Origin of the sequence: Haloarcula sp. CBA1127, assembly GCF_001485575.1 — an archaeon.
Taxonomy (GTDB): Archaea; Halobacteriota; Halobacteria; order Halobacteriales; family Haloarculaceae; genus Haloarcula.
In genome coordinates this window covers 186,087-209,942 of record NZ_BCNB01000002.1, presented here as the reverse complement: position 1 = coordinate 209,942, position 23,856 = coordinate 186,087, and the positions used below count along the sequence as shown (strand labels likewise).

22 protein-coding genes and 2 pseudogenes are annotated in these 23,856 nt (G+C 57.1%); 13 read left to right on the top strand and 11 right to left on the bottom strand.

Annotated elements, in window-relative coordinates:
* The first annotated feature begins 53 nt into the window (after positions 1–53).
* Positions 54–530: a hypothetical protein gene (locus tag AV059_RS02005; protein WP_228841702.1), complete on the top strand. Its 477-nt coding sequence runs from the start codon at positions 54–56 to the stop codon at positions 528–530.
* Positions 531–559: 29 nt separating this feature from the next.
* Here AV059_RS02005 and AV059_RS02000 read toward each other — a convergent pair whose 3' ends face one another.
* The gene (locus tag AV059_RS02000) at positions 560–1,858 is read right to left on the bottom strand and encodes a DUF6498-containing protein (RefSeq protein WP_058991844.1); all 1,299 of its coding nucleotides are present in this window, start codon (positions 1,856–1,858) and stop codon (positions 560–562) included.
* Between the two features lie 212 nt (positions 1,859–2,070).
* On the opposite strand from AV059_RS02000, the gene AV059_RS01995 reads away from it, so the two are divergent.
* Positions 2,071–2,502: a DCC1-like thiol-disulfide oxidoreductase family protein gene (locus AV059_RS01995; RefSeq protein WP_058991842.1), complete on the top strand. Its 432-nt coding sequence runs from the start codon at positions 2,071–2,073 to the stop codon at positions 2,500–2,502.
* A 71-nt stretch (positions 2,503–2,573) separates the two neighbouring features.
* On the opposite strand, the gene AV059_RS01990 is transcribed toward AV059_RS01995, so the two are convergent.
* Positions 2,574–2,798 carry a hypothetical protein gene (locus AV059_RS01990; protein WP_058991841.1) on the bottom strand — a complete coding sequence of 75 codons (225 nt, stop codon included), beginning with the start codon at positions 2,796–2,798 and terminating at the stop codon, positions 2,574–2,576.
* A 184-nt stretch (positions 2,799–2,982) separates the two neighbouring features.
* On the opposite strand from AV059_RS01990, the gene AV059_RS01985 reads away from it, so the two are divergent.
* A complete protein-coding gene (locus AV059_RS01985; protein WP_058991838.1) occupies positions 2,983–3,435 on the top strand; it encodes a pyridoxamine 5'-phosphate oxidase family protein in 453 nt (150 codons plus the stop codon).
* 107 nt (positions 3,436–3,542) lie between these two features.
* On the opposite strand, the gene AV059_RS01980 is transcribed toward AV059_RS01985, so the two are convergent.
* Positions 3,543–5,696 (bottom strand): hypothetical protein, encoded by a 2,154-nt coding sequence (locus AV059_RS01980; protein ID WP_195156604.1) that lies wholly within the window; start codon positions 5,694–5,696, stop codon positions 3,543–3,545.
* A 118-nt stretch (positions 5,697–5,814) separates the two neighbouring features.
* On the opposite strand from AV059_RS01980, the gene AV059_RS01975 reads away from it, so the two are divergent.
* The 5 genes from AV059_RS01975 (at position 5,815) to AV059_RS01955 (ending at position 11,164) form a co-directional block, all read left to right on the top strand.
* A complete protein-coding gene (locus tag AV059_RS01975; protein WP_058991837.1) occupies positions 5,815–6,192 on the top strand; it encodes a response regulator transcription factor in 378 nt (125 codons plus the stop codon).
* A gap of 15 nt (positions 6,193–6,207) precedes the next feature.
* Positions 6,208–7,332 carry a HEAT repeat domain-containing protein gene (locus tag AV059_RS01970; RefSeq protein WP_058991835.1) on the top strand — a complete coding sequence of 375 codons (1,125 nt, stop codon included), beginning with the start codon at positions 6,208–6,210 and terminating at the stop codon, positions 7,330–7,332.
* A 3-nt stretch (positions 7,333–7,335) separates the two neighbouring features.
* On the top strand, positions 7,336–8,772 hold the full coding sequence (locus tag AV059_RS01965; protein ID WP_058991833.1) for a glycosyltransferase family 2 protein: 1,437 nt from the start codon (positions 7,336–7,338) through the stop codon (positions 8,770–8,772).
* Between the two features lie 23 nt (positions 8,773–8,795).
* On the top strand, positions 8,796–9,938 hold the full coding sequence (locus tag AV059_RS01960; RefSeq protein WP_058992123.1) for a GAF domain-containing sensor histidine kinase: 1,143 nt from the start codon (positions 8,796–8,798) through the stop codon (positions 9,936–9,938).
* Positions 9,939–10,405: 467 nt separating this feature from the next.
* Positions 10,406–11,164: a creatininase family protein gene (locus AV059_RS01955; protein ID WP_058991831.1), complete on the top strand. Its 759-nt coding sequence runs from the start codon at positions 10,406–10,408 to the stop codon at positions 11,162–11,164.
* A gap of 155 nt (positions 11,165–11,319) precedes the next feature.
* On the opposite strand, the gene AV059_RS01950 is transcribed toward AV059_RS01955, so the two are convergent.
* Entirely contained in the window at positions 11,320–11,763 is a 444-nt protein-coding gene (locus AV059_RS01950) for a MaoC family dehydratase (RefSeq protein WP_058991828.1), read from the bottom strand.
* 735 nt (positions 11,764–12,498) lie between these two features.
* On the opposite strand from AV059_RS01950, the gene AV059_RS01940 reads away from it, so the two are divergent.
* From AV059_RS01940 to AV059_RS01930, 3 genes are all read left to right on the top strand, one after another.
* Positions 12,499–12,849, top strand: coding sequence for a hypothetical protein (locus tag AV059_RS01940; protein WP_058991825.1), 351 nt, complete (start codon positions 12,499–12,501; stop codon positions 12,847–12,849).
* Positions 12,850–13,161: 312 nt separating this feature from the next.
* A complete protein-coding gene (locus AV059_RS01935) occupies positions 13,162–14,070 on the top strand; it encodes a hypothetical protein (RefSeq protein WP_058991823.1) in 909 nt (302 codons plus the stop codon).
* Between the two features lie 166 nt (positions 14,071–14,236).
* The gene (locus AV059_RS01930) at positions 14,237–15,265 is read left to right on the top strand and encodes a hypothetical protein (protein WP_058991820.1); all 1,029 of its coding nucleotides are present in this window, start codon (positions 14,237–14,239) and stop codon (positions 15,263–15,265) included.
* A gap of 90 nt (positions 15,266–15,355) precedes the next feature.
* On the opposite strand, the gene AV059_RS01925 is transcribed toward AV059_RS01930, so the two are convergent.
* Positions 15,356–15,829, bottom strand: a complete 474-nt coding sequence (locus AV059_RS01925; RefSeq protein ID WP_058991817.1) for a hypothetical protein — start codon at positions 15,827–15,829, stop codon at positions 15,356–15,358.
* Between the two features lie 81 nt (positions 15,830–15,910).
* On the opposite strand from AV059_RS01925, the pseudogene AV059_RS01920 reads away from it, so the two are divergent.
* Positions 15,911–16,602, top strand: a pseudogene (locus AV059_RS01920) (hypothetical protein).
* 68 nt (positions 16,603–16,670) lie between these two features.
* On the opposite strand, the gene AV059_RS01915 reads toward AV059_RS01920, so the two are convergent.
* Positions 16,671–17,279, bottom strand: coding sequence for a hypothetical protein (locus AV059_RS01915; protein WP_228841700.1), 609 nt, complete (start codon positions 17,277–17,279; stop codon positions 16,671–16,673).
* Between the two features lie 466 nt (positions 17,280–17,745).
* Here AV059_RS01915 and nth point away from each other — a divergent pair.
* A pseudogene (nth, locus tag AV059_RS23115) lies at positions 17,746–18,446 on the top strand (endonuclease III domain-containing protein).
* A 218-nt stretch (positions 18,447–18,664) separates the two neighbouring features.
* On the opposite strand, the gene AV059_RS01905 reads toward nth, so the two are convergent.
* From AV059_RS01905 to urtB, 5 genes are all read right to left on the bottom strand, one after another.
* Complete coding sequence (locus AV059_RS01905) at positions 18,665–20,080, bottom strand: sodium-dependent transporter (RefSeq protein WP_058991813.1); 1,416 nt, start codon at positions 20,078–20,080, stop codon at positions 18,665–18,667.
* 178 nt (positions 20,081–20,258) lie between these two features.
* Complete coding sequence (locus tag AV059_RS01900; RefSeq protein ID WP_058992121.1) at positions 20,259–20,957, bottom strand: ABC transporter ATP-binding protein; 699 nt, start codon at positions 20,955–20,957, stop codon at positions 20,259–20,261.
* The gene (locus AV059_RS01895) at positions 20,957–21,763 is read right to left on the bottom strand and encodes an ABC transporter ATP-binding protein (protein WP_058991811.1); all 807 of its coding nucleotides are present in this window, start codon (positions 21,761–21,763) and stop codon (positions 20,957–20,959) included. The genes AV059_RS01900 and AV059_RS01895 overlap by 1 nt, the downstream gene beginning before the upstream one ends.
* The gene (gene urtC / locus AV059_RS01890; RefSeq protein WP_058991809.1) at positions 21,763–22,917 is read right to left on the bottom strand and encodes an urea ABC transporter, permease protein UrtC; all 1,155 of its coding nucleotides are present in this window, start codon (positions 22,915–22,917) and stop codon (positions 21,763–21,765) included. The genes AV059_RS01895 and urtC overlap by 1 nt, the downstream gene beginning before the upstream one ends.
* Positions 22,918–23,856, bottom strand: coding sequence for an urea ABC transporter, permease protein UrtB (urtB, locus tag AV059_RS01885; protein ID WP_058991806.1), 939 nt, complete (start codon positions 23,854–23,856; stop codon positions 22,918–22,920).

Here is a 23,856-nt window from a genome sequence, read left to right as displayed (position 1 = left end):
CGCGACCGGGTGATTCGTATGTGTTCAACCCACCGCCGTTTAGCGCAATTTGGGTGCAACGGACGCTCAGACCGGGACTCATCATAAGCGCGAATGCGCTGCTGTTAGTCGGGCTGGGCACAGTACTCAGGCGTGACAGCGCGTCGATGTCTCGCTTACAGCGCGTGTTCGCATTCAGTGCTCTCGTTGGGGCCGGAGCCTGCTTGCTCGGAACGCTGTTGTTCACAACAGCCGGGACAAACGATATCGGTAGAGAGCTCACCGCGTTCCTCATCTGGGCTCTTGCGATCCCACTCATTCTCCTGGGACTCGTCGGCTGGGGCACTGGCTACCTCCGGGCGGACAGCACTCGACTCGGTGCTGCACTCACTGTCCCACCGGTACTGGCTGTGGCATACATCGGTCTCTCGATGGCCGGCATTGATTTCTCACCCGTTGGCAGGCTACTGTTGATTATTCCGACGAGTGGCATGGCGCTGGTCGTCGGCTATGACCTATGGACCGACAACACGGTCGCCGATGATGGATAACGAAGTCCGCCACAGGCCACTCAAACGACTTACCCGAGTAATCCAGCCCGACCGGGGAGTATCTGTTCTGACTGGTCTGGCTGTCGGTCAAACACCGCGACGATTGAGGCGGTACCAGGCAAATGTGGCAGTATATACTCGCCTTCAGCGTGTTCGATAGTAACCGTCTCCGTTCCGAGCAGTGAATCAAGCGGCGTTTTCTCAACGCGGAGGCTGCGTTCCTCCCATGACTCGATGCGCCAGAGTGCCGTGCCAAACAGACGGTCATATGCGACGAGCACACCAGCGTCAGCGTCGATTCGGTATTCGATTGTTCCGTATCGCAATAGCTGATCGAGACACAGCAGGAAAACCGGGATGCTAACGCTTGCGACAACGATCACGGCGACGATATCCCAGGCACTGCCGATTGCAAACAGGACCGCAACAAGCAGCCCCATACCACCGATAAACAGGCTGCCTGGGTGATATGGGAATCGGAGGAGGCCGCCGATGACTCGGCCCCAGCGAACCGGGCGAACGCACTCATGTGCATCAGCGAGCGTCCTGTCGATAGATCGTGCCTTCGGCGGGGCCGTTTGCCAGCCGTATTCCTGATCGTACGACTTGAAATAGACGGCAAGACGGTCGCTGTAGACGCCCAGGAGGTCAGACGTGAATTTGAAGCAGACGACCATGAGTACCAGCGGCAGTCCAACAACAGTCGGGTCGAGACTGCCGAGTTCTGCTTCAGGCCCCTCCGTAGCTGCTGTTATCAGTGTCAGCGTGAGTATGCCGCCGAAAAAGACGGTTACTATCCGGGGTAACAGGCCACGAAACGCCGTCGTCGAGTTATGTTTCCGATATGCGCCGTTGTAGAAGTAATTCCGTACCGTAGTGATGCCCGTCAGAACGAAAATTCCGACAGTTGCCAGCAGCACACCAGTTACCGTCTCCGTGCCGGGTTCCGGCAGCGGGCCGATCAGCAAGGCCCCAGTAAACAACCAGACGGCAGCCAAGATTAGGACAGTAATTGGGAGTACGAGCAGTGTCGTGAGATAGACTCGCAGATCGGTTCGCGGGATAGCGAGGGAGAACTGCCGTTGTGCCAGCGGTCCGATAAGCAAGGTTCCAGTTTCGATCTCCGGCGGGCGACCGGCGAACACTGCCCGGACGAGTGCCCAGACCGAGTCGACGCCAAGCTCAAACCAATAGAGAAACAGCAATGCAGCCGCACTCCAGTCGAGAAACGCAACACCGACGATCGGAAGCGAATTCGAAACGATAGTGCCGAGTAGTTCCGTCCGACGGCTATCCTCTGTATGGAGAATCCGTCCGGGGGAGGGCATTATTCTATGGTGATAGCTAGTGACGTATGAACGAACTGATTGCACAGCCGACTGCGCCAAACAACAGGGCAAGAGTCGGCACACAACTTCGGCTCATGCGAGGATAGTTCTGGGAGACAAAGGCAGACAGGTCGCGGTCCGAACTGGCCACTGACACTACCTACGGCCCTCCCAATCCAACGATATATGCGTCGAGAACCCCTAGTGGGTACATGGCTCGTTTTAGTTCGGTTCTCATCTACGACGGCGAATGCCCGTACTGCTCGGTGGCTGCGAAAGCTCTGGAGCAGGTCGACGATATCGGCGCGATCTCGTGGTACGATGAGTCGGCCCAGTCGTTTCTGACGGCCCAGTTCGAGGAGCCACCGTTTGCGATGGTGCTGGTCGATCGGCCGACAAAGCAGGTGTACGCGGGGCGGGCAGCCGCCGAAGAACTCGCCGGCCGCGCCGGGCTCCCCGATCTCGTCGGCTCCCTCGTCAGGGAAAACTACGAGAAAATCGCGCATGTCGTTGGCCTGGCGAGTGGGCGCGGCAGAGAGCCGGATGATGTCCACGAGCGCTACGTGCTGGCAGACGACGCGAAAGACCACTTCGAAAAGCTTGCCAGAAACGCTGTTGATCGGGATATACGCACCGACGCATAGCCGTGTGCTCACAGCCCAGCGTTCTGTGAAGCAGTCGTGCCCAGACGACAGCAGGAAGGTTCGACTCTGCTTTACTCACAGGCTTCCCTTGCGGCGGTTGTGAGCCGCCAGCGGCGAACGCCTCTGTGTGTGTTGAACCCGACTAATCCCTTCAACGCGAGTTGTTGGAGGTGTGTCGTGACATACGGTTTCGGGGCCGACAGACGTGCAGAGATGTGTGCTGTCGGGACCGCCGTCGCCTCACAGTCTTCAAGGACCGCCAGAACTTCGTCGTTTGTCAGTGGGTCGATCGCCATACCGCCTGTTCGGACTGACAGGTAACAAAGTCTTGTACTCAGGTAGCAAATGACAGGGGTAGTGTTGGTCGTTATCTGTTATAGTGGTGGCCTGCGCTCCCCCGGGTCGTTAATCAAGACTCGAATTCCGAGGTTCTGGGAATCCTATCATAGCTTAATCCAGTATCAAGAACATATTTTAGCTATGAGTTCAGATTACCAACCCTTGTTGGGCGCGGAATTGGAAGAATCGGTCATTGATGAGGTACTAACTGAGAGAGGTGTTGGTGTGCTGTCGATGGCCGCTGAGGGAGTGCCATACGGCGTGCCGCTATCCTTCGGGTACGACGGAGAGGACACCCTGTATTTCGTGTTTTTGGGCGCAACCACCGAACTCCGGAAAGAAAGTTACGCGGAACAGACGGATGTCGCGAGTTTTACCACCTTCGATATTGGTCAAGATGGTGCATGGCGGAGTGTGATTGTCTCCGGACCGCTCAACCGCATCGAAATCGACGAATGGGACAGCGCACGTGAGTCACTCGCTGATAACGCGTACCAGTCAAACCTTCTCTCTGAGTACGAACTGCAGGAGAATCCTAACGTGTGGTCACTGAAAGCCCAGGAACGGTCAGGCCGCGCTGTCGGACAGCAGTGATTGTGTGTCTTTTTTAGCCCTGTGCTGACGGGCCATGCTGTAGTTAACGCTGCCGTGGACATGAACGAGTCGCCATGTGGGCACGAACGCGGGGGTTTCACAGCAAGCTAACTCCACGAGTTCTGCAAAACGTCATATGATTGTTTTAATCGCTCGGTATATGATGGCTGGTTCCACTGTTCCCAGCTGTACGTGGCTGTGTCCACTGTCGTACCGTTGCGTCCGGGGAGAGCGTCTATGAGATTTGTTGTGCCATCGATAGTCTGCGCCTGTCGTCCATCTGTGGTCGGACGATACGTTGCAGCGCCAACTGTCACTGTCTCGAAAGACGTTGTTTCAAGACCGTCGGACCAGTCCGATGCGATTCGCTGTTTGGTTGACGGATCAGCAACGTTGAGTAGAATCCAGGGCAGTCGCACCTCGACTGTTCGGTCTACTGGACTGACGTGGACATCGGTGAGCGAATTGTAATTGGGCGATGATGGGTCCCCGTTCCCGTAGGTGAGCTGGCCCGTTTCGACGGCCTCAAATGGAACGGCATCGCCTGTCGCTGGGACGGTGTATCCACGATTGATAGGCTCGCGTACGGGAACGAACCCCGCCGTTCCGTCACGATATTCCTGCAGTGGTACGCCCGCCTGAGAACCGAATTCGCGGGCGAACGCGTCGAACGACGACTGGACCAGCAGACGGGATGTCGCTGGTCCACGCAGGTGAACGACAAAGTCAGCAGCGGCTGTCGCACCCGTATTGAGTGGGAGAGGCGTCTCTTGCCCACGTAGTCCAACTGTCAGGATGATGTTCACCCGACTCCAGTCCATCGGGTCAGCTACGTCACCGAGCGTTACTCGCATCTCTAATCCTTCCAGACTGTGTGAGATGCGAAGCTCCTCGAGTTGGTGATCGGCTGGAACGTCGGCTGCTGTTTGTGGCTTGATGACAGTGGCGTCGTCCCAGTCTGAGCTGTTGCCGGACAGGGAAACCGCATTCTCCGGCTCAAACGCCAACAATCCGAATCGCTGTTCGGGAGTCTCAATGTTTGACCAGTACGGACGGCGACCGGGGACCGAGCGGGCATCGAGATTCCACGTCCGCTTGAACCACTCGTCTTGCCACGCGAACGCAACGCCGCCTGCGGTGCCTGCTTTGACGATGTCCTCGTACATCGCCGCAACGATCTCGCCTTGGGACTGCTCAGTATGTTGGCCCTGATGACGCCCATGTACGTCACGGTGTGCGATACCCCGTGAACTCGGTACTCCGAACTCAGCGATGAGGAGTGGATGGGTTGTCACACTGACTAGGTCATTGAGGTAGCCGGCGTAGCTATTGGGCTCACCACGGTGGTCAATAAAGTCGACGTAGTCCGGTGTTTCATTGAGCAGGTCGGGATAGTACGGGTAGACGTGGTAGGCCGCAAACGTGCCCGGATCGAACGCATCAGTTGTGGTTACAGTATCCGGGTCAATCGTGACTGAATCTTCGTCGACAAATGGCTCATACGGATGCTCCAGCGGATCAGTCGTCACCCAGTTGACGAACCCGACAGGGGCTTGCCAGTCATGGTTGGTTGTTTCGTGAGCGACAGTACCGTCTAACCGCTCCGCAAGCCACCGCTCGAAGGCACTCCCATCACTTTGTACGTACGACCCGCTGTACGTCCCAGCGTCGTTGGCTTGGTTCGTTGCCTCAACGACGGATGGTGGCCACTCGATACCGAATAAATACCCCAGAAGCCACTCGTGAACATCAGTATCGTAGACACCACCAGCATGCCCGGGTCGGTCCGGAAGAGTCGTGTCACCGTGGACAGCGTCCACGGTACGCTGTAGCTCCTGATCGACTGTGTCTGAGATGCTGGTTGCATCGCCTGCGGTGACTAGTGGCTCGTGTGGTACCCACGTTCCCTGCAAGAGGTACAGCGGATCGGTTGCATCCGCGTTGTACGCTGCAAGGGCGTGATAGAACTCGGGAGGATGAATCGTATACGTTCGTATCACATTGGCGATAGCGCCGATATCCGCTATCCAGCGGTCGTATTCGTCCCGTGTAATGGCTGCCGACCCTGGGAAATAGCCGGGCTTTGCCATACCAATGTTCAGGCCACGAACGGTCAGCGGTTCATACCCGTCGTCAGTGAGTCGCTCAAACCCTTTCCGACGGACCTGAAACATCGGTTGATTACCGTTCTCGCTTAAACACCCCGCAACACCAGCAGCCCCAGTCACACCGACAGATGCGAGAAAGCGGCGACGTTCCATAGATAGCATATGGTTCTGTATCTGATTACTCTATTGCTCTCTAATGGATAGTAATTACTAGCCACTGATATATTATTAGACGGACTTTTGACTCTGCATATATTAGCGACAACAACAAATGGGTGATGAAATACTCGTAGTTGATGACGATGAAACACTTCGGCAGTTGCTCACCCACCGATTGGAGAGTGCGGGATACGCTGTCCGCGTCTGTGAGGACGGACAGGCCGCGGCCGATCTGCTTGATACGGGGTATGAACCAGCACTGGTTATTTGTGATGTGATGATGCCGCGTCTCGACGGGACCCGACTACTACGGATGATCCGGGGTGGTGAGTTGGCAGTGCGTTCGGACTTACCCATTGTCATGCTCACATCTCGTGGGCAGGAAGAGCACGTACTGGAGGGGTTTGACTCCGGCGCGGATGATTATGTCACCAAGCCGTTTCGTGCGCAAGAGCTACTAGCTCGGGTTCGAAGATATGCGACAGCGTGAACAGGAGTACCGGTGATGCAGGGTGCTGTGGCGGTAGGTGAGTATTCCGTACCCATCAGTGTCATCCTCGCTGTTATAGGACTCCTCGTTGGAATCGGACTCATAGTCTCGCTTGCACTCACAATGGGGCTGTCGAGCTACCGGTATCTCAAGGCCACACAGCGGAGTCGTGTGCGCTCGGACGTACAAGACGAGCTACTCAGCAGAGCCTTTGCACCAGAATCAAAGTGGGACGAATGGGTCCCTACTCTTTCGAAGACAGAACGGAGCGTCGCGACGGAACTTCTAGCAGAGTATCTTCGTGAGCTTGACGGGAGCGAAGCCGACTCGCTCAAGCAGCTCGGTGCCGCGTTGGGCATCCCAGATGACGCCCGGTCTGATTTAGAACGTGGTCATACGTTCGTTCGATTACAGGCATTAACGTGGCTCATCAGACTAGATGATCCAGACCCGTATCATGCGGCATCTTACGAGCCAACGACACAGGCCGAGCGAGCGGCCGTTGCGCGTCTGCTCTTTCAGACCGGACAGTTGGATTCCCCCGCAGAGGGCGTCGAGTTACTGCTAGATGGGGCGACAACGGAGTTCAGTGTCTTTGGTCAAGATACGCTGTATCGGCTTGCACGGGAGGCCCCCGATACGATGTTTGCACTTGCAGCAAACCGGTACGAGGCGTGGTCAGATGCACTGTTGGCGCAAGTGTTACTCGTTCACGGACAACTCGGAACCGGCATTCGCACAGCAGATGTATCTTGGTTGACATCCAATTTGGAGGCTGATGACGAGGGTGTACGAGCGGCCGCAGCAAGTGCACTTGGCAGTTTCGGCTGGCGACCGGAGCTTCGAGATTCACGGTTTCTGGCCCGGGCCACGGCTGATTCCTCGCCGCGTGTTCGGGGTGCTGTCTACGAGATGCTGGGTTCATGGGGCGATCAAGAGGCAGTGACAATCCTTCTCTATGCGCTTGTTTCCGAAGAGGATCCACGGGCGTTAGTCCGTGGAACGAACGCACTGGTGCGACGACAGGATCAAATCGGTCGTAGTGGACCAGCTATTCTCGGCGCTGCCTGGGAATGGAGCAGTGAACACGTATCATACGATAGTGTCGCCCGGGGCCACACCCGGGCCACCCAGGGATAACTAATGCATTCAACGACTCATCTGGCCGTCTCAGTGTTTGGCGCAATTGGGCTGTTCATTCTTGCCTACTATCTCGTAGTAAACGGCTATTATCTCTGTCTCCATATTCTGGCTCTGTTCGAGTTGCGCGACGACGTGCGTGAAGCAAACTGGGATGAGCCGTTCAGGCGGTTTGCCAGCCCGTTTTATCCAGGGATTGCGCTTGTCGTTCCAGCCTACAACGAGGCAGCGACGATTGAAGAGAGTGTCCAGTCGATGCTGTCGCTGAACTACCCAGAACTCGAGGTTGTCGTCGTCAACGATGGGTCAACTGATGAGACGCTTGAGAGATTGATCGAACGGTTTGAACTCGAAGAAATCGAGGCAGCCGTGCCATTCGAAGTGCCCAGCGAAGAGATACACGGGACATACCGGTCAACCCGATACGAGGAGCTATTGGTTGTTGACAAGGCAAACGGGGGCAAGAGTGACGCACTCAATGCCGGTATCTGGCTGACAGAGATGGCGCTGTTCTGTGCGGTCGATTCGGATACGATTATCGACAGAGATGCATTATTGCAGATCGTCAAACCGTTTCTCAAGCGGCCGGGGACGACAGTGGCGACAGGCGGCGTCATCAGAGTAGCAAACGAATGTATTGTCAAGGATGGCCTCGTCAAAGAGGTGAAGCTTCCGAAGACTGGGCTCCCAGGACTACAGGTAATGGAGTATCTCCGTGCGTTCTACTCCGGTCGACTCGGACTCAATCGGCTCAAAGGATTAATTCTCATCTCGGGTGCGTTCGGGCTCTTCCGAACCGACGTTGTCCGCGAGATCGGTGGCTATCGCCATGACACGATTACAGAAGACTTCGACATCATCGTTCGCCTTCACCGGTATCTGACCGACGAAGGACGGGAATACACTGTTGATTTTGTGCCCGAGCCAGTCGCCTGGACGGAAGTTCCAAGCAATAGACGCATGCTCGGCCGCCAGCGCCGTCGCTGGTTCCGTGGAATGGTTGAGACGGTTGTCACGAATCGAGGAATGCTATTCAACCCATCGTACGGCCGCGTCGGAACAGTCATTCTTCCGTTCTTTGTCGCAGCGGAGGTGTTTGGTCCACTTATCGAGGGGCTAGGCTACATTATTCTCCCGCTTGCGTGGTACTTTGGGGTGTTGAGCATCGAATTTGTCATTGTTTTCTTTTTGCTTACGACTGGGTTTGGTATCTTCCTGTCATGGTTCGGCGTGTTCAGCGAAGTCTGGAGTTTCAACCGATATGAAGACCCACGGCAGATAGGACGATTACTGTGGTACGGCGTGCTGGAGAACTTTGGTTACCGACAGTGGAAGACTATCGTGGCCTGGCAGGGGCTTCTTGAGTATTTCCGCGGGGTAGATAGCTGGGGCGTCATGGAGCGAGGCGGGTTCAGCGTTGAAAACCATGAAGATAGCTGAGAAATATATGTAATCAAATGGCTATGTCAGCCGATGCTGACGATTACTTTCGAGACCTGTATGAACTCGGCACAGATCGCTCATTGGCATTAGATGAAAAAATCGAGCAGGCGATAACAATCGGACGTGATCGACTGGGGCTGGCCTACGGAGTGCTCTCATACACAGCTGAAGGCGAGTATAGTGTCGTTGGGTCAACTGTTGAGACGGGCGACTACGCAGTCGGGACAGTCCACAATCTTGACGAAACGTGGTGCCGGCACGTTGTCAAGGACCGCGAAATGCTCATTGTATCTGATGCGGACGCCTCGAAATATGCTGATGATATCGCTGTAGAGGCCACTGGGTTGCAGTGTTATATCGGTGCCCCAATACTGGTCGACGGTGAAGCATATGGAACGCTCTGTTACTCTGATGATACCCCTCGGGAGCGCGATTTTGGAGACCAGGAACAACGGTTCGTCGAGCTATTGACGCAGTGGATTAGCTACGAAATAGAGCGGCACAAACACTACCAGACCGTCGAAGCGCAAAATGAGCGACTCAACGAGTTCGCTGGGGTGCTTGCACACGATATTCGGAACCCACTGACGGCCGCGATCGGATACACAGAATATGCCTTGGAATCCGCGCCGGACGCAGTTGCGACGCACTTACACACAGTGCTTGACTCTTTAGACCGGATTGAGACACTCATTACAAATACACTCTCACTGGCCCGCGACGGTGCAGATGTCGGAGAGCGAGAGCCGGTCGATATCGCGGCGATTGCACGTGACGCATGGGATATCGTTTCGCCGCCGAACGCCACATTGACCATCTCTGATAGTCGCACGATTATGGCTGACAGGTCGCGTCTCCAGCAATTATTCGAGAACCTGTTCCGTAATGTCAAAGAGCACTGTGGCAAGGATGTGACAGTCACGGTCCGGGGCACAGAGACCGGATTTGAAGTCAGTAATGACGGGCCTGAACTACCGGAGCCGATAGCAAAGTCGGTGTTTGGTGGCTCGTTCGGCCAAAATCGAGTCGGCCTTGGCCTCCTAATCGTAGAGCGAGTCGTTTCTGGGCATGGCTGGGAGGGCGACGTAGAAACGACTCCCGAAGAAACCAAATTCATATTCTCGGACATTGGGACGGCCACGAAAGCTGGCAAGACAGTCTGACCCCACATGATTCGTCCATCGGTACGGGTACAAAGTGTAGCGTCGCCAGACTAGACATATTTTGGTTGATTTCTCACATACAAGACGGTATCGCGGCACATTCATCCAAGACTGTGGCTATTTTTCTCACTTAATTACACCACTAATCGGATATTCTCCCCAAATATTAAAATACTTGACTACAATACTACGCTACATGAAAAAGCGGTTGCGAAAAGCCCTGGATACAATACCTGTCCCACGGGAGAAGCCCAGCGCAGGCCTTGACGCGTGCACAGAATGTGGCGGGCCCTCGCTACCCGGCGCTGGCCGCTGCACTGACTGTGTAGAAAGCTAACATCGGGTTACTGGCCCGACAGGACGAAAATCAGTACAAAGGGCAATCTAACGGTGGACCCGGACCCGCTGATGGGTAATCGTGTGCAGGGTTCGGCAGGTATTTGGGTCAAGACAGACAACTGACATCAATGTCTTCTCGCAGGTCAGTGTGTCTTGAGGAACTGGCATGGCCAGAAATTGAGTCTGCACTCGAAAACGGAACACGGACAGTGATCATAGCTGTCGGTTCAATCGAACAACACGGCCCACACCTGCCGCTGAATATGGATACACTAGATGGGGATGAACTCTCGCGCCGAATGGCGGTCGAGATGGGTGATGCTCTTGCCGCCCCCACGATCCGCCCCGGATGCTCGGGACATCACATGGAGTTCCCCGGAACGATAACCGTTCCACCCGAGACATTGATGGATGTCATCCGATCGTACTGCAGGTCACTCGATACCCACGGCTTCGAACACATCGTGCTTGTCCCGACCCACGGTGGGAACTTCGGGCCGGTCAAAACCGTGGCACCAGACATCGCACGTGACCTCGAAGCCGCAGTAATTCCGCTCGCTGACCTCGATGAACACAAGCAATTGCTGAATGAGGGACTCAGCAAGGCCGGTATCGAGTACGAGCAGGATGTTATTCACGCCGGGGCCGCCGAAACAGCGATTGTACTAGCTATCGATGAGGGACTCATCAGGACGGAGGCTATCGAATCCGGGCCTGAAGGTGACATTTCGCCGGCTCGGTTGCTAAGCGAAGGGTTCAAATCAATCACAGAAAACGGTGTCCTCGGTGACCCGACAGCGGCAACCACCGAGGCAGGTGAAGCGATCATCGAAAATGTTGTCGAGGCGAACGTCAAGCAGGTCACGGCCGAACGTAGTGCGACCTAACCGAAGGCGTAGGCGTGCGTCTGCCTTGCCAGCCAATGACTGAGGCGAGAAGTGTTGCAGCGGGAGCGAAGCTGTCTGAGGTGTGAGCCAGAACACGGCTCAAAACGATAGGTTTCGCGTTATTGACAGTTCGCCCACAGCGCTTGGCTGTGTCGTCACTCGTCGGTCTCGCGGCGAATGATGGCTGTCGCCTCGTATGAAATAACCAGTTCGTCGTCCTGATTCAGACCTTCGTAGCGGGCGGTGAGGTATCCCCGACTCGGATCACTGTCAGAGGGGCGTTTGTCGATGATTTCGGTTCGTAATCGTAGCGTCTCACCGGGCTGAAGTGGCTGGTGCCAGCGGAGATTGTCGACGCCGACGCCAGCCTGTGTTGCCATGTCCTCGCTGGTCTCGACGTTGAGACGCATACAGATCGCGGCGGTCTGCCACCCAGAGGCGACTAGCCCGCCAAAGACTGAGTCCTTCGCTGCCTCCTCGTCGGTGTGGAACGGTTGCGGGTCGTACTTCTCAGCAAATTCGACAATCTCGGATTTCGACACGGTGTATCCGTCCGACTGGCGCACGTCGCCGACTGCGACATCCTCGTAAAATTGCATATAATTATGATAATGATGGACAGATAAAAATCCGACGTGGTACGACCGCCGCCAGAGTGAGTGGCCACAGCCGCAGAGCCGGCATCAGGCACATGGACAATACTGGTTAGAGAACTGTGTCCAACCCATACCAACGTCGTGCGGGACGCTGAGATCTCACGGTTCCAAGCCTCTTCCGGGGAAAGCCGATGTTGCTGCGGAAACTACGGGGACCAACCTCCGAGATCCGAAAGACTGTCTTGCAGCCAGCGGCGCTGCAGACGACAAGAGAGAGCAGTTACAGGGTGAGATTGCAGAACTCGAAGCCCGTATCGAGGAGCTACCCACATTTACTCGGAGCCTTCCATCACACCACATCAGCAACTGCGTCCCACAATATGGCTCTTATCGGGCTGCTACCGTCGTTGGAGCTGCCAGTTATTCCGGGGGTCAGAACTGTTCGTGACACGGACAACGCCATCTCTACGAAGTTGGTCAACCGTCTGATCAAACTCCGCCATGGAGAACTGAGTCTCCGCCTTCTCTAACTGGTCAAGCACGTACATCACAGACGCCATTTCATTTCCCTGTGCTTCCAGTATCTTGAGAATCTGCTTCGCTAAGTTAGACATGAATAAGTAGCAATCGCCGAGTAGTGGTTGTTCGCATATATGTGAGTTGGATACTGCTGATGTGTATTCTCGCTATTTATTCTTAAGATATATATTTCAGCTATAACATAGACACGATGTCGACATGCCCTCCAACAGTCGGACACTCCTCTCGGCGACCAGTGAAGAGTGGCGCTTAGCACGCGAAGACCTCCACATCAGAAACGCCACCGACGCCAAGCATGACATCCACATAGAAATATACGACGACGAGGACTGGTGTCATACAGCACACTATCACCTTCTGGCAGGTCAGTCGGGTTGTTCGGTCAGTTTGTTACAGGATGGCATTTACAAGGTTAAGGCCGTTCTCGACGGACAGCACGAGTCAGTCGCTGCCGTCACAGTCTCTGATGAGCCTGAACAGACAATCTTCATCCACATTCAAAACGACAGGGTCACCATTGAACAGGGAGTGACTCCCTCACGTCCCTGAACCGACGTGTCGCCTTGCCCTGCTTGAGACCTTCCCTGCTGAAGCGCGAGGATTCCCACGTTGGGAGAGTAGGATTCAGCGGACGACCTGTTCTCGCAGGCATACTCTGCCAGTAGATTTGTCTAACAGGCGTGGAAACCCCAATGTGTCGGCTTTATTTCCGCCGTGAATAGTGCGGCTTTCGGCTCGAATTATCGTAAGCAAGATTGAGTGAGAAGGGGTAAGCTCATCTTTAACACCCATCCGAACAAAATAACAAATTGAATGAGCCCTGCATCTACATCGAACAGGTCCCCCGAATCTGCCGATCCTGTGTCGGGCTATCGCGACAGGCTCAGGTCGGCTTATCACGACTATATCGGCGAGCCAGCTAAAGAGCGAGACATCTACGTCGGATTTGGCCTCTTCTTCGCTGGAGTCACCCTGGCCGTTGTCGGATTCGGCCTCTTTTTGTACAGTAACGCTCTGGAATCCGGGAGTACGCTGTACTGGCAGATCCGAGAGGTCGCACTCGTCGTCGGGTTCATTGGACTGCCCTCCGTGCTATTGAGCGTCGTCGTGCTCCTCCCAGTGGGTTTGAAGACCCGAGTTATCAGCGCCGCTGGCGCAGTGTTCTGTCTTGCTGCAACTGTGATTCTGGTTGACGTTTTTCCGTACGGGTGGACGACCAGTGAGGGAATCAACGGGAGCGTCTGGACGATCAGCGTCTACGCTACTGGCCTAGTTACACTTGTAGCTTCGACAGGAGCGGCACTGGTCGCACATTACCTCGAGCGAGCGACAACGCCAGCTGAGTCAGCCGAGCCGGTTGAGTCGGCCGAGAGTGAGTCAGAGTCAGTCAGCAAAGCAGACGTAGACAGCGACATAAAGCAAGCGATGGAAGGGGCGGAGCTATCCTGGGGCGGCGTCGAACAACAGCCAAAGACCAAGCGGCTGAATCTGGATATGCCGGACACAGACTCCGACCTCGACCAGACGGCCATCGAGAATTCCGAGGCGACCACGACACGGGCCGACAGCGACGATGTTGACGACGCAGTAGATGGCCTCAGGCAGTTGCAGGGTGGCCAATCAAAGACGGATCGAAGCACTGGAACCGAAGAGCAGGTCAACGCCCTTACCGAGTTCCGGAATGAGCAGGCCGAAGACGATGATGTAGAGACTGGTGTCGAAGAGCAGAAGGGTCTTATGAGCCGCCTTCGGTCATTGTTTTTCGAGTAAACAGTCTGATTGGTCCGTATACCGTCTACTGTGGCGGTTTTGTTGGGTTGGTTTTACCATGTTAGTATATCCTTACACTTCTTTCGCTCCACAGTTGGTACGTAAGTTGTAATTTGTTCTATATTATAGGCTAGTTTTTTCAACTTGGTAGGAGGAATACAACTGTATGCCTCAAGGTCTCGATGTCGGTACGATGAACCTCCTGTCTGCACGTCAAGATGGTAACGAAACAGTATTCGTGCAGCAACGGAACTCCTTCGTTGAAATTGACTACAGCGATATGGCCGAACAAATGCTGTCGAGAAGTGACGTTCTCCACATCCGCAAGGATGATCGGGTCTATATTGTTGGCGATGACGCCCTGAATTTCGCGAACATCTTCAGCGAGGAGACGCGCCGACCGATGCAGGCCGGGATTCTCTCAAGCGACGAGCAATCAGCAATTCCGATGATTAAGCTCATCACTGAACAGGTGGTTGGACAACCGGAGTACCCGAATGAGCGGCTGTTTTTCTCGGTTCCTGCAGACCCCATCGACGCCGATGTGTCGACGCTGTATCATCAAAAGACGGTTGAGTCACTCCTTACTGATATGGGATACAGCCCAGAGCCGATCAATGAGGGGATGGCCGTCATCTACTCGGAGCTCGCAAATCGTGAGTTCACTGGCCTCGGAATCAGCTTTGGCGCTGGGATGACCAACGTTTGTCTGTCGTACTATGCAGTCCCCGTAATGAAGTTCTCTATCGCACGCGGTGGTGACTGGATCGACGAGCAAGCTGCACAGGCGACCGGCACGCCCGTAGATAAGGTTACCTCGGTCAAGGAAGAAGACTTCGCACTCAACTTTGAGACGGATGTCGGTGGTATTGAGGGTGCGCTGAGCATCTATTACGACAATCTCCTCGACTATGTTATCGAAAACATCATCAGTGAAGTTGATGAGGAAGATGTCGAGGAAGGATTGGATGTCCCGGTCGTTGTGACTGGTGGGACATCGAGTCCTGATGGCTTTGAAGAGTTGTTCGCCGAGCGGATCAATGACTCCGAGATACCATTCTCGATCAGCGATGTCCGCCAGGCCGAGAATCCACTGTATAGCGTTGCACAGGGAGCACTCGTCGCAGCGCGGTCGGAAGAAGAGCGCGAAGGGCAAACCGAGCAGACCGAAGAATCTGACACCTCCGCTGAGTAACGGTTACTCCCGCATCGACGCGCTGCTCGCCGACATCAGCCAAGATCTGTGCTTGGTCCTCGTTCCAGATAACACAACCGACGGTGGGCGTTACTCAGTTTCGTCGCCGTTTTCGTCGGCTTCAGTGTCCGCCTTTTGACTGTCCACATCGTTCTCGTCAAGGTTGGCTGTACCGTCTCCACCTGATTCACTTTCGCTCTCGTCGATAACGCGGTTCAACTCGTCAGCAGCGTCCTGTCGGAACGTGTTAGTATCAGACCCCAGAGAGATGCCGACCGCAACACCAGCCTGTTCAAGCGAGAACTCTGGTCGGTCTGTGGATTCGTCACTCTCTGGAATCGGGACACTGGGTGTCCGGCCAGTATTCTCGGGTTTCCCAGGGGTAGAATCAGGATGCTGGTTGAACCGGGCAAAAGCGAATTCCCAGGACTCTGGAGGAGATACCTCGTTGTGATGGGACGTAGAGAGGTCTGCGAAGCCGCACGATTCACAGACGATCGCTGTCTGGTTGCCGGTTGCAAGCGTGTACGTGCTGAGGTCGGAATCGCAGCGGGGGCACCGCATACCAGAGTATGCGTGTCTCTGCTATACAATGGTTCCGTCAGTTCTCCCCCTCTAGGGAACGAGTTATGAGTTGGGCGACCGATGTTGGAGGCAATGCCGGAGATCGAGATTACGGACACACAACAGGCGGATTTAACGGCAATTCAAGAGGAGCTTGAAGATGCGTTCATCGAGACGTACGGTCATATTCGTACGCAAGATGTCGTGGACTACCTCCTCGATACATACACACCGCCGGACCAGCTTGAAGGCGAGCAAGGCCTGAGCCGTCCCGACTACGAGCGAATCGCCTCAGCTGAGTATCCGGAACTCCAACACATCGCGTCCGAGGTGCCGGAGGTCCCCGGAAGCGGTATTGAAGCCGACGAGATGCGAGGGAAACTGCTCTCGGCGCTTGGGACGAGTGAACTCGCGACTCGCCTTGCAGATATCGACCCCGATACGAGAGCGAACGAAGGTGATGGAGAAGGGGCCGCTACTGGTCAAAAGAAGTCAGCGGATACGCCAAGCGACGGACACGAGAGCACACAAAGCGATACGTCGGCACAGGCTGGTCCAACACCCGATGCCGTCGAAACCGGTGACGCAGCCGAGCCCAACAACACCCGGGAGACACCCTGTCGGTCGCTAACCGTTTGCTGACTGAACATGACGAAAAGTGGACTCGGTCAGATGAAACCGACGAACCATACGAAGTCACGCTCCCCGACGGTTCAACAGTGAGCGCACGGACGAAAGATGACGTGCGAAAACTGCTGTTCCAGAACTATTGAGCGGGCGCTCACTGCAAGATCATATTCCACGGTGACCACCTCTCTGGGGGGCACGTCCCGTCGAAGGCTTACGACTCGCTGTCCGATGTGTCCTCGAGGTAGCCGACTCGACACTGTGGACAGACATCACCGCTAAAGAATGACGGTTCACTCACTGGGAGTTCGAACTCACATCTTGGGCACCGATATGTAGGATCCGAGTCAGTTGTCGTACTCTCTAGGTCGTCCGCTGTGTGCAAACTCTCGTCTTGGTCGTTTTCAGTACCTGATTCTTCGAAAGTTTCAGACGACGGGTGCGCAGTGTCTGAAGCATCATCAATGATGACTGCATCGTCGCTATTCGGCGGCGTGGAGCCGTCGTCATCTGGCTCTTGTGTCGCTGATTCAGACAGTATTACGGCATCGTCAGTCCGCTCCGGTGGTGTCGATGCGGTCACCGCCGCGGATGCCTCACTCACTTCCGTATCCGAGGGTGGGTCCGCGACCGTGTCCGGCGCGTTCGCTGTCGATTCGGGAGCATCGGTCGGTTCCGTTTCCGCCGGCTGACCCGTGTCCGTCGCCCCGGTCTCGTCCTCTGCATTCTCTCTCCGTTCCACTTGCCGCTCGGTTTCGGCTGTGTATTCGGCATCGTCCGACCGCTCGTCATTTGCTTTCGATTCTGCTATGGTGGATATCAAGCCTCGATTCTCAGAGATATGGTGGATATGTCCACATCGCTGGCAAGCCCTGTATTCCCGAACGGTTAGAACAGTGCCGCGCTCGCCTTCATCGTACGACTCCTCTATCTTTGAGTCTCCAAATTCATGTCCAAAGAGTTCACAGCGCATCCCCATACATGGCCATTCACTTCGTGTGGGTAAGAAGGTATTCACACTCAATGACACCTATATCTCAGTCGGCTCAGGCGAAGCCGTCTATGACTGTCCTCGCCCCATCGCTAAGCGCAGTTGCTGATAATGGCTGAGGGGTTGCCCGGGTAGATAGCCCCGATACCGATCTTGCTGTTCCCTACTCACAGTCTGGTGAGTGGTGTAGCACCGTCGAAAAGAGTCTCTGGCAAGGTATAGAGTCAGCGTGGACCGGCGCAAGTCGAAACCGAACGAGGACGGTGTCTTGAAGTCGGTCTGGGCCTTGGCAGGGAATATGTCGACGACTGAAGAGTGGGACGCCGCCGGTGTTCGTGACCTCCACGACGACCTCGTCTCGCTGCACGGCCCGGTCGAACGCACAAGCGACCACGGCGCCGACGCCAGCGCCGACCCTGGCGAGGGAGTTCGACAGCTCGTGACGACGATTCTCTCACAAAACGTAGCCGACGAGAATACACGCCGAGCCTCTGAGGCGCTGTTCACCGCATACAGCGACTTCGAAGCTATTGAAGCGGCAGACCACGACGAACTGGCCGACACCATCCGCGTCGCAGGGCTCCCCGACCAGAAGCCGCCCGCATTCAGCGGGCGCTTGCGGCCATCCGCGAGGAAACCGGTGGGGCCTATTCTCTTGCCTTCCTTGACGCCATGCCAACCGACGAGGCGAAAGGCTGGCTCACCGATATCAAGGGCGTCGGCCCAAAGACCGCCAGCGTCGTCCTGAACTTCCACTTCGGGAAGCCGACAATGGCTGTCGACACCCACGTCGAGCGGGTCTCCAAGCGGTTCGGGCTGGTAACCGAATCAGCAACGAACAAGCGCGCCCACGACGAGCTAGACGCAATCATTCCCGACGAACTGACCTACCCGCTGCACGTTCTGCTTATTACCCACGGCCGGGAGTTCTGCTCAGCGCGCAGTCCCGACTGCGCTAACCCCGTCTGCGAGCGCTACTGCAGTTGCGAAGAGTGCTAACGACAGCCGACGGCCACGGAATGTCAAAAGACATTGTCTGGACAGGGCTGATCTTCAACGGTAAGCTGTGACAGAGAGAGTCATCGACTTGTAGTCGGTGAATAATTTTACCACCATTTCAGGGTCGAGTGGTTCGAGATTGTCGTGGTCCGTAGCCATGCGTGACACGGACACCGACTAGGCGGCTTCTGGAGAAAGACCGAGTCAGGACAGTCGGACTAGTGCGAACTCAGCCGGTCGCTCCGGCTTCCGTTTCGAACGACGACAGCCAGGGCGACGGTGCCGATGACCGCGATAATCGCTCGACCGCCGAGTCCCAGCAAGATTCCGGCGAGCGACGCGAGCGTGTTCGTCAACAGGAACAACACGACGACGGGGAGAACCCAGCTAACGGTTAGGAGCCACGGTCTAGCTAGCCATTCGAAACGGTCGGTTCCGGCGCGGAACTCGGCCAGCGCGTCCCCGCGCAGCAGCCAGCCGACGATGACAGTGAACGCGAACAGCCCAACGGTCAACATCAGGTCTGCGAGCGTGCCAGAGACGAACTGGAACACCGAGCTTGTGAGTGACAGCCCGCTCCCAGTAACCGCGAGCAGGACCGAAACCAGCACTGTCGCCCGGCGTCGTGGGACGCCAAAGCTGTCGACGAGCGTTGCCACCGGCGTTTCAAGCAGGCTGATACCACTGGTCACCGCAGCCATCAGCACGGTCGCAAAGAACGCGGTCGCGACGAGTTCACCGCCCGGTAGCGTCGCAAACGCCGTCGCCAGCGCGACAAACAGCGCACCGGGACCGCCCTGCCCGGGGTCGACGCCCTGAGAAAACAGCAGCGGAATGACGACCAGCCCGGCGAGAACTCCGATGAACGTGTTCGAGACCGCGATGACGAGTGTATCTCGCGGGAGCGATGCGTTGTCGTCCAGATACGAGGCGTACGTCAGCATCACTCCAGCACCAAGCGAGAGCGTGAACAGCGCCTGTCCCGCCGCTGGCCCGATGACGCTCAGGAAGTTCCCAGCGAGGTATTCGGCGTCGAAACTGAGATAGAACGCGTAGCCGGCGGCCGTCCCCGGCTGAGTGGCCGTCCACACCGCGAGGCCGAGCAGGATAATCACGACGCCGGGGAGCATCACCTTCGAGACGCGTTCGATACCGTTGCTGATGCCAAAGAAGACGATGGCGGCAACGATACCGAGGAACAGCAGGTGAAAGGCGACCGCTTCGAGGCCAAAGCTCATTGCCCCGAAGTACTGCTGGGGCTGCCCGAAGTACGTCCCAACCGGTGAGACGAGCGTGTAGCGAAGGATCCACCCGCCGACGACAGAGTAGAACGAGAGGATGACGAGCGTTGTGAGGACATTGAACGCGCCCAGCCACGACCCCCAGCGGGAGCCGGTGAGCGAGCGCAACGCCGCAGTCGGCGTCTGTCGGCCACAGCGTCCGAGGACGAACTCAGCGAGTAGTCCCGGGACGCCGATGCCGACGACGACGAGCAGGTAGACGATGAGGAACGCACTGCCACCGTTTCCGGCGGTCAGCCACGGGAACCGCCAGATGTTCCCCAGACCTGCCGCACCGCCGACGGCGGCAAGCACGAAACCAAGATTCGATATCCATGAGTCACGATCGGACATTCGTGTACAGGTCTGTTCAGTGGGTACTCAAGTTCCTGTTGATTCGGTTGCTTGCACTTGATTATGAAGGAACTAGACAGCCGACAGTTCAGCCTGCGTCCGAACCGCCACGCGTCATTCCGCAGACGACCGTCCGAAGGCGGGTGCCAGCGGCGTGGAACGGCGACGGCAGTCCGTCTCAGACCGCGAGGTACTCCGCAATCGCGTCCTCGTCGGCAATAGTCGACGGACCGAGTTCGTCAACCACCGTGCCACGCTCCATCGCGTAACAGCGGTCGGCCATCTCACGGATGACTCCGAGATTCTGCTCAACGAACAGAATCGTCGTCCCGAGGTCGTCGTTGATTGTCTGCATATCCTGGCTGATCTGGTCGACGATAGAGGGCTGGATGCCCTCGGACGGTTCATCGAGCAAGAGCAAGTCAGGATTCGACACCAGTGCGCGACCGATGGCGAGCATCTGCTGTTGCCCGCCCGAGAGCGTTCCGGCTTCCTGACTGGCTCGCTCTTCGAGCACGGGGAAGTAATCGTATATCTGGTCGTACAGCGTTTCGTCGCTGTCCGACCGGATGGTCTCGCCCATCCTGATGTTCTGTTCGACGGTTAGCTTGGGGAACACGTCCCGGCCCTGCGGGATGTAGCCGATACCGGCCCGGGCACGCTCGTCGGCGCTCGCGTCGGTCACATCAACGCCATCGTAGCTGATGGTCCCCTCGCTGGGCTCCAGCAAGCCCATCACCGTCTTCAGGAGTGTCGTCTTGCCGACGCCGTTTTTCCCCATCACGCCGACGATTTCGCCCTCGTCAACGGAGAGATCCACATCCCGCAGTATCGGCGTTGTGTCGTAGGCTGCAGAAACCTCGTCGAGTTCGAGCATCATGACTCACCTCCCAGATATATCCGCTGGACCTCTGGGTCGGATTCGATTTCTTCAATCGGCCCCTCGCGGAACACCTCACCGTTGTGCAGGACGGTCACTTCTTCGGCGATGCTCGCGACGAAGTCGGTGTCGTGTTCGATAACGATGAAGGCGATCCCTTCCTCTTCGTTGAGCCGCCTGATCCGCTCGGCAATAGCTTCGCGTTCGGCCACGTCGAGGCCGGCGACCGGCTCGTCCAGCAGGAGCAGGTCGGGTTCCAGCGCGGCAGCCATCCCGATTTCCAGTTGCTGTTGTTGGCCGTGTGAGAGTTGCGACGCAGCAACGTCTTCGTAGCCGGTAAGGCCCGCAGCCTCGATAGCCTCGGCGACCAGCCGCCGCCGCTCCTCCCCGTCGGCGAACTGCTGGACGGGGAGCCTGACGTTCTCTCTGACACTCAGGTCACCGTACACGGACGGGACCTGGAATTTCATACTGATACCGCGAGAGACCCGCTCATGTGGGTCGAGGTCAGTGATGTCGTGGCCGTTGTAGTAGATACTGCCGTCGCTGGCCTCGTACGTCCCGGTAATCAGGTTCAGTAGCGTTGACTTGCCAGCGCCGTTTGGGCCGATGAGACAGCGTAGCTCCCCCTCGGCGACCGAGAAGTCCACGTCGTCGGTGGCAGTAAACCCGCCGAACTGCTTGACGAGCCCGTCAGTCTGTAGCAGTGTCTCCGTTCTGTCACCCGTTGCCAGTTCCGCAGCGGTTTGCCGGACGTTCGGTCCAAGCGAGTCGATTTCGGAGTCGGTTTCAGTATCACTCATTAGTCACTCACCTCACTCGGCGCGTCGGGTGCGCTAGCCCCGCCGGCTTCGCCCGGGCCGAACCGGGTTTCGACGATCTGCCCGTGGAGCCACGGAACGAAGCCGCTCGGAAGGACCAGGATCGTCACCAGCAGTAGAGTGCCAAGCAGGACCAGCGCCAGCTCACCCGCCATCGAGATGCGGAGGTATTCGATGGCGAGCGTTGCGACGACGGCCCCGAGCAGGCTCTTTCGACCGCCGATACTCACCCAGATGACCGGCAACGTTGCGAACAGCAGCGAAAACACGGTCGGGTCGATGTAGACGTTCCGTGCGGCGTACAGTACGCCGGACAGACCCGCCAGCGCTCCGCCGAGCGTGAACACGACGAACTTGACGCGGGTCACGTTGTAGCCGAACATCTCGGTGCGGTCCTCGTCCTCTCGGACGGCGACCATCACGCGCCCGTAGTCCGAATTGACGAGGACCCGCAACCCGAGGTACGTCCCGACTAGCAGGAGGAGGACGAGGTAGTAGAACGGGCTGATTTCGAACGAGCCGATACCAACGACCCGCATCGGGAACGGGTTGTAGATGAACTGGTAGGATGCACCTTCGATGCCGAGCGTCAGCAGCGGGATGTCCGGCATCCCGTTGAACCCGCCCAGTGCTGCCTCGCCGATGGCCCACTCGGACCCGGCGGTCTGGGCCATGAACGTGTGCATGACTATCGTCGAGACGAGCGTGATTATGGTGACGTAGACGTCTCGCACCCCGCCGTAGAACATGAAGTAGCCCAGTATCGCCGCGCTGACACCGCCACCGATGACGCCAGCGATGACAGCGGCCGTGATACCGCCCGGGGTCGCAAAGTTGATCGAGACGACGCCGAACGTGTAGGCCCCGATGCCGAAGAAGACGACCTGCCCGAAACTCAGTACGCCCGAGTAGCCCCAGACGACCGACAGCGAAAGCCCCAGCAGGGCCAGCACCATGAACAGCGACAGCTGTGAGCCGTCACCGAAGGCCGGGTAGACGACAAGGGCTGCCACGGCGACGGCGAAGCCGACCCAGAACCCGCGCGATTCCCCGATAGTGTTTGGCCCCTCGAACCGGCTGCGAAGCCGGCCCGGGAGCGACCTGTTCGCCTCGCCGTTTGCACTGTTTCTCGACATCTAGTCGCTCTCCTGTCTCCGTTGCCGCAGTTGTTCGATGAACCCGGTGATACCGTCGGGGAGGAACCGGAGCGCGATGAGCGCGGCGACCAGCAGCGCGATACGGCCGATAAACGTCCCGTAGAGGTTCGAGAACGTGGCCAGAATCGCCCCGAGAACGCCTCCCGACAGCGCGGTCCCGAGGACGACGCTCGGCCCGCCGACGACGACGGCGACGAACGCCTCGACCAAGAACTGGTCGCCCAGCGTCGGCTGCATCGAGATGACCGGGGCGAACAGCGCACCGGTCAGCCCAGCGAGCGCCGAGCCGATGCCGAACGTCAGCATATACATCCGGTCGGTGTTGACGCCCATGGCCTGTGCCGTTTCCTTGTCCTGTATCGTCGCCCGAGCGCGCATCCCGAAGTCGGTCCGGGTGAACAGGTAGTAGGTGGCCAGAAGCAGCCCGATGCTGACGCCGGCCAGGACGATTCGGTACGTCGAGTACGAGAACTCCCCGTACGAGATTGCGCCGAACGGCGTGGCTATCTGGTCGATTGAGTTGCCAAAGCGGATTCGGGCCCCCTGAGTCAGTATCAGGCTGAGTCCAAACGTGGCAACCATCGAATCGGCCAGACGGTCGTACAGCGGTTCAATGATATCGCGGCCCAGCGTCTGTTGACTGATGTAATTGGGCCAGGCTCCGGAGATAATCACCCGCTCGGTTAGAATCCCGAAGAGGCCAGTGACCAGACCGCCGACGAGCATCGCCACGACGAGCGGGAGGCCGAGTTGCGTCACGGCCAGCGTCGCGGTGTAGGCACCGATGAGGATGAACTCCCCGTGTGCCAGATTGATGACGCCCATGATCCCGAAGATGATGGCCAACCCCGCCGCGGCGAGCACGATGAACGCGAAGCTATCGAGGAACTGAAGCGCGAGGTTGATCCCGTTTACCAT

Coding starts and splice junctions, on each gene's coding strand:
- AV059_RS01905 (WP_058991813.1), bottom strand. CDS start 20,080: ATGTCCGATCGTGACTCATGGATATCGAATCTTGGTTTCGTGCTTGCC.
- AV059_RS01975 (WP_058991837.1), top strand. CDS start 5,815: ATGGGTGATGAAATACTCGTAGTTGATGACGATGAAACACTTCGGCAG.
- AV059_RS02000 (WP_058991844.1), bottom strand. CDS start 1,858: ATGCCCTCCCCCGGACGGATTCTCCATACAGAGGATAGCCGTCGGACG.
- AV059_RS01990 (WP_058991841.1), bottom strand. CDS start 2,798: ATGGCGATCGACCCACTGACAAACGACGAAGTTCTGGCGGTCCTTGAA.
- AV059_RS01965 (WP_058991833.1), top strand. CDS start 7,336: ATGCATTCAACGACTCATCTGGCCGTCTCAGTGTTTGGCGCAATTGGG.
- urtB (WP_058991806.1), bottom strand. CDS start 23,856: ATGGTAAACGGGATCAACCTCGCGCTTCAGTTCCTCGATAGCTTCGCG.
- AV059_RS01970 (WP_058991835.1), top strand. CDS start 6,208: ATGCAGGGTGCTGTGGCGGTAGGTGAGTATTCCGTACCCATCAGTGTC.
- AV059_RS01955 (WP_058991831.1), top strand. CDS start 10,406: ATGTCTTCTCGCAGGTCAGTGTGTCTTGAGGAACTGGCATGGCCAGAA.
- AV059_RS01940 (WP_058991825.1), top strand. CDS start 12,499: ATGCCCTCCAACAGTCGGACACTCCTCTCGGCGACCAGTGAAGAGTGG.
- AV059_RS01930 (WP_058991820.1), top strand. CDS start 14,237: ATGCCTCAAGGTCTCGATGTCGGTACGATGAACCTCCTGTCTGCACGT.
- AV059_RS01895 (WP_058991811.1), bottom strand. CDS start 21,763: ATGAGTGATACTGAAACCGACTCCGAAATCGACTCGCTTGGACCGAAC.
- AV059_RS01925 (WP_058991817.1), bottom strand. CDS start 15,829: ATGCGGTGCCCCCGCTGCGATTCCGACCTCAGCACGTACACGCTTGCA.
- AV059_RS01900 (WP_058992121.1), bottom strand. CDS start 20,957: ATGCTCGAACTCGACGAGGTTTCTGCAGCCTACGACACAACGCCGATA.
- AV059_RS01950 (WP_058991828.1), bottom strand. CDS start 11,763: ATGCAATTTTACGAGGATGTCGCAGTCGGCGACGTGCGCCAGTCGGAC.
- AV059_RS01995 (WP_058991842.1), top strand. CDS start 2,071: ATGGCTCGTTTTAGTTCGGTTCTCATCTACGACGGCGAATGCCCGTAC.
- AV059_RS01985 (WP_058991838.1), top strand. CDS start 2,983: ATGAGTTCAGATTACCAACCCTTGTTGGGCGCGGAATTGGAAGAATCG.
- AV059_RS01960 (WP_058992123.1), top strand. CDS start 8,796: ATGTCAGCCGATGCTGACGATTACTTTCGAGACCTGTATGAACTCGGC.
- urtC (WP_058991809.1), bottom strand. CDS start 22,917: ATGTCGAGAAACAGTGCAAACGGCGAGGCGAACAGGTCGCTCCCGGGC.
- AV059_RS01980 (WP_195156604.1), bottom strand. CDS start 5,696: ATGGAACGTCGCCGCTTTCTCGCATCTGTCGGTGTGACTGGGGCTGCT.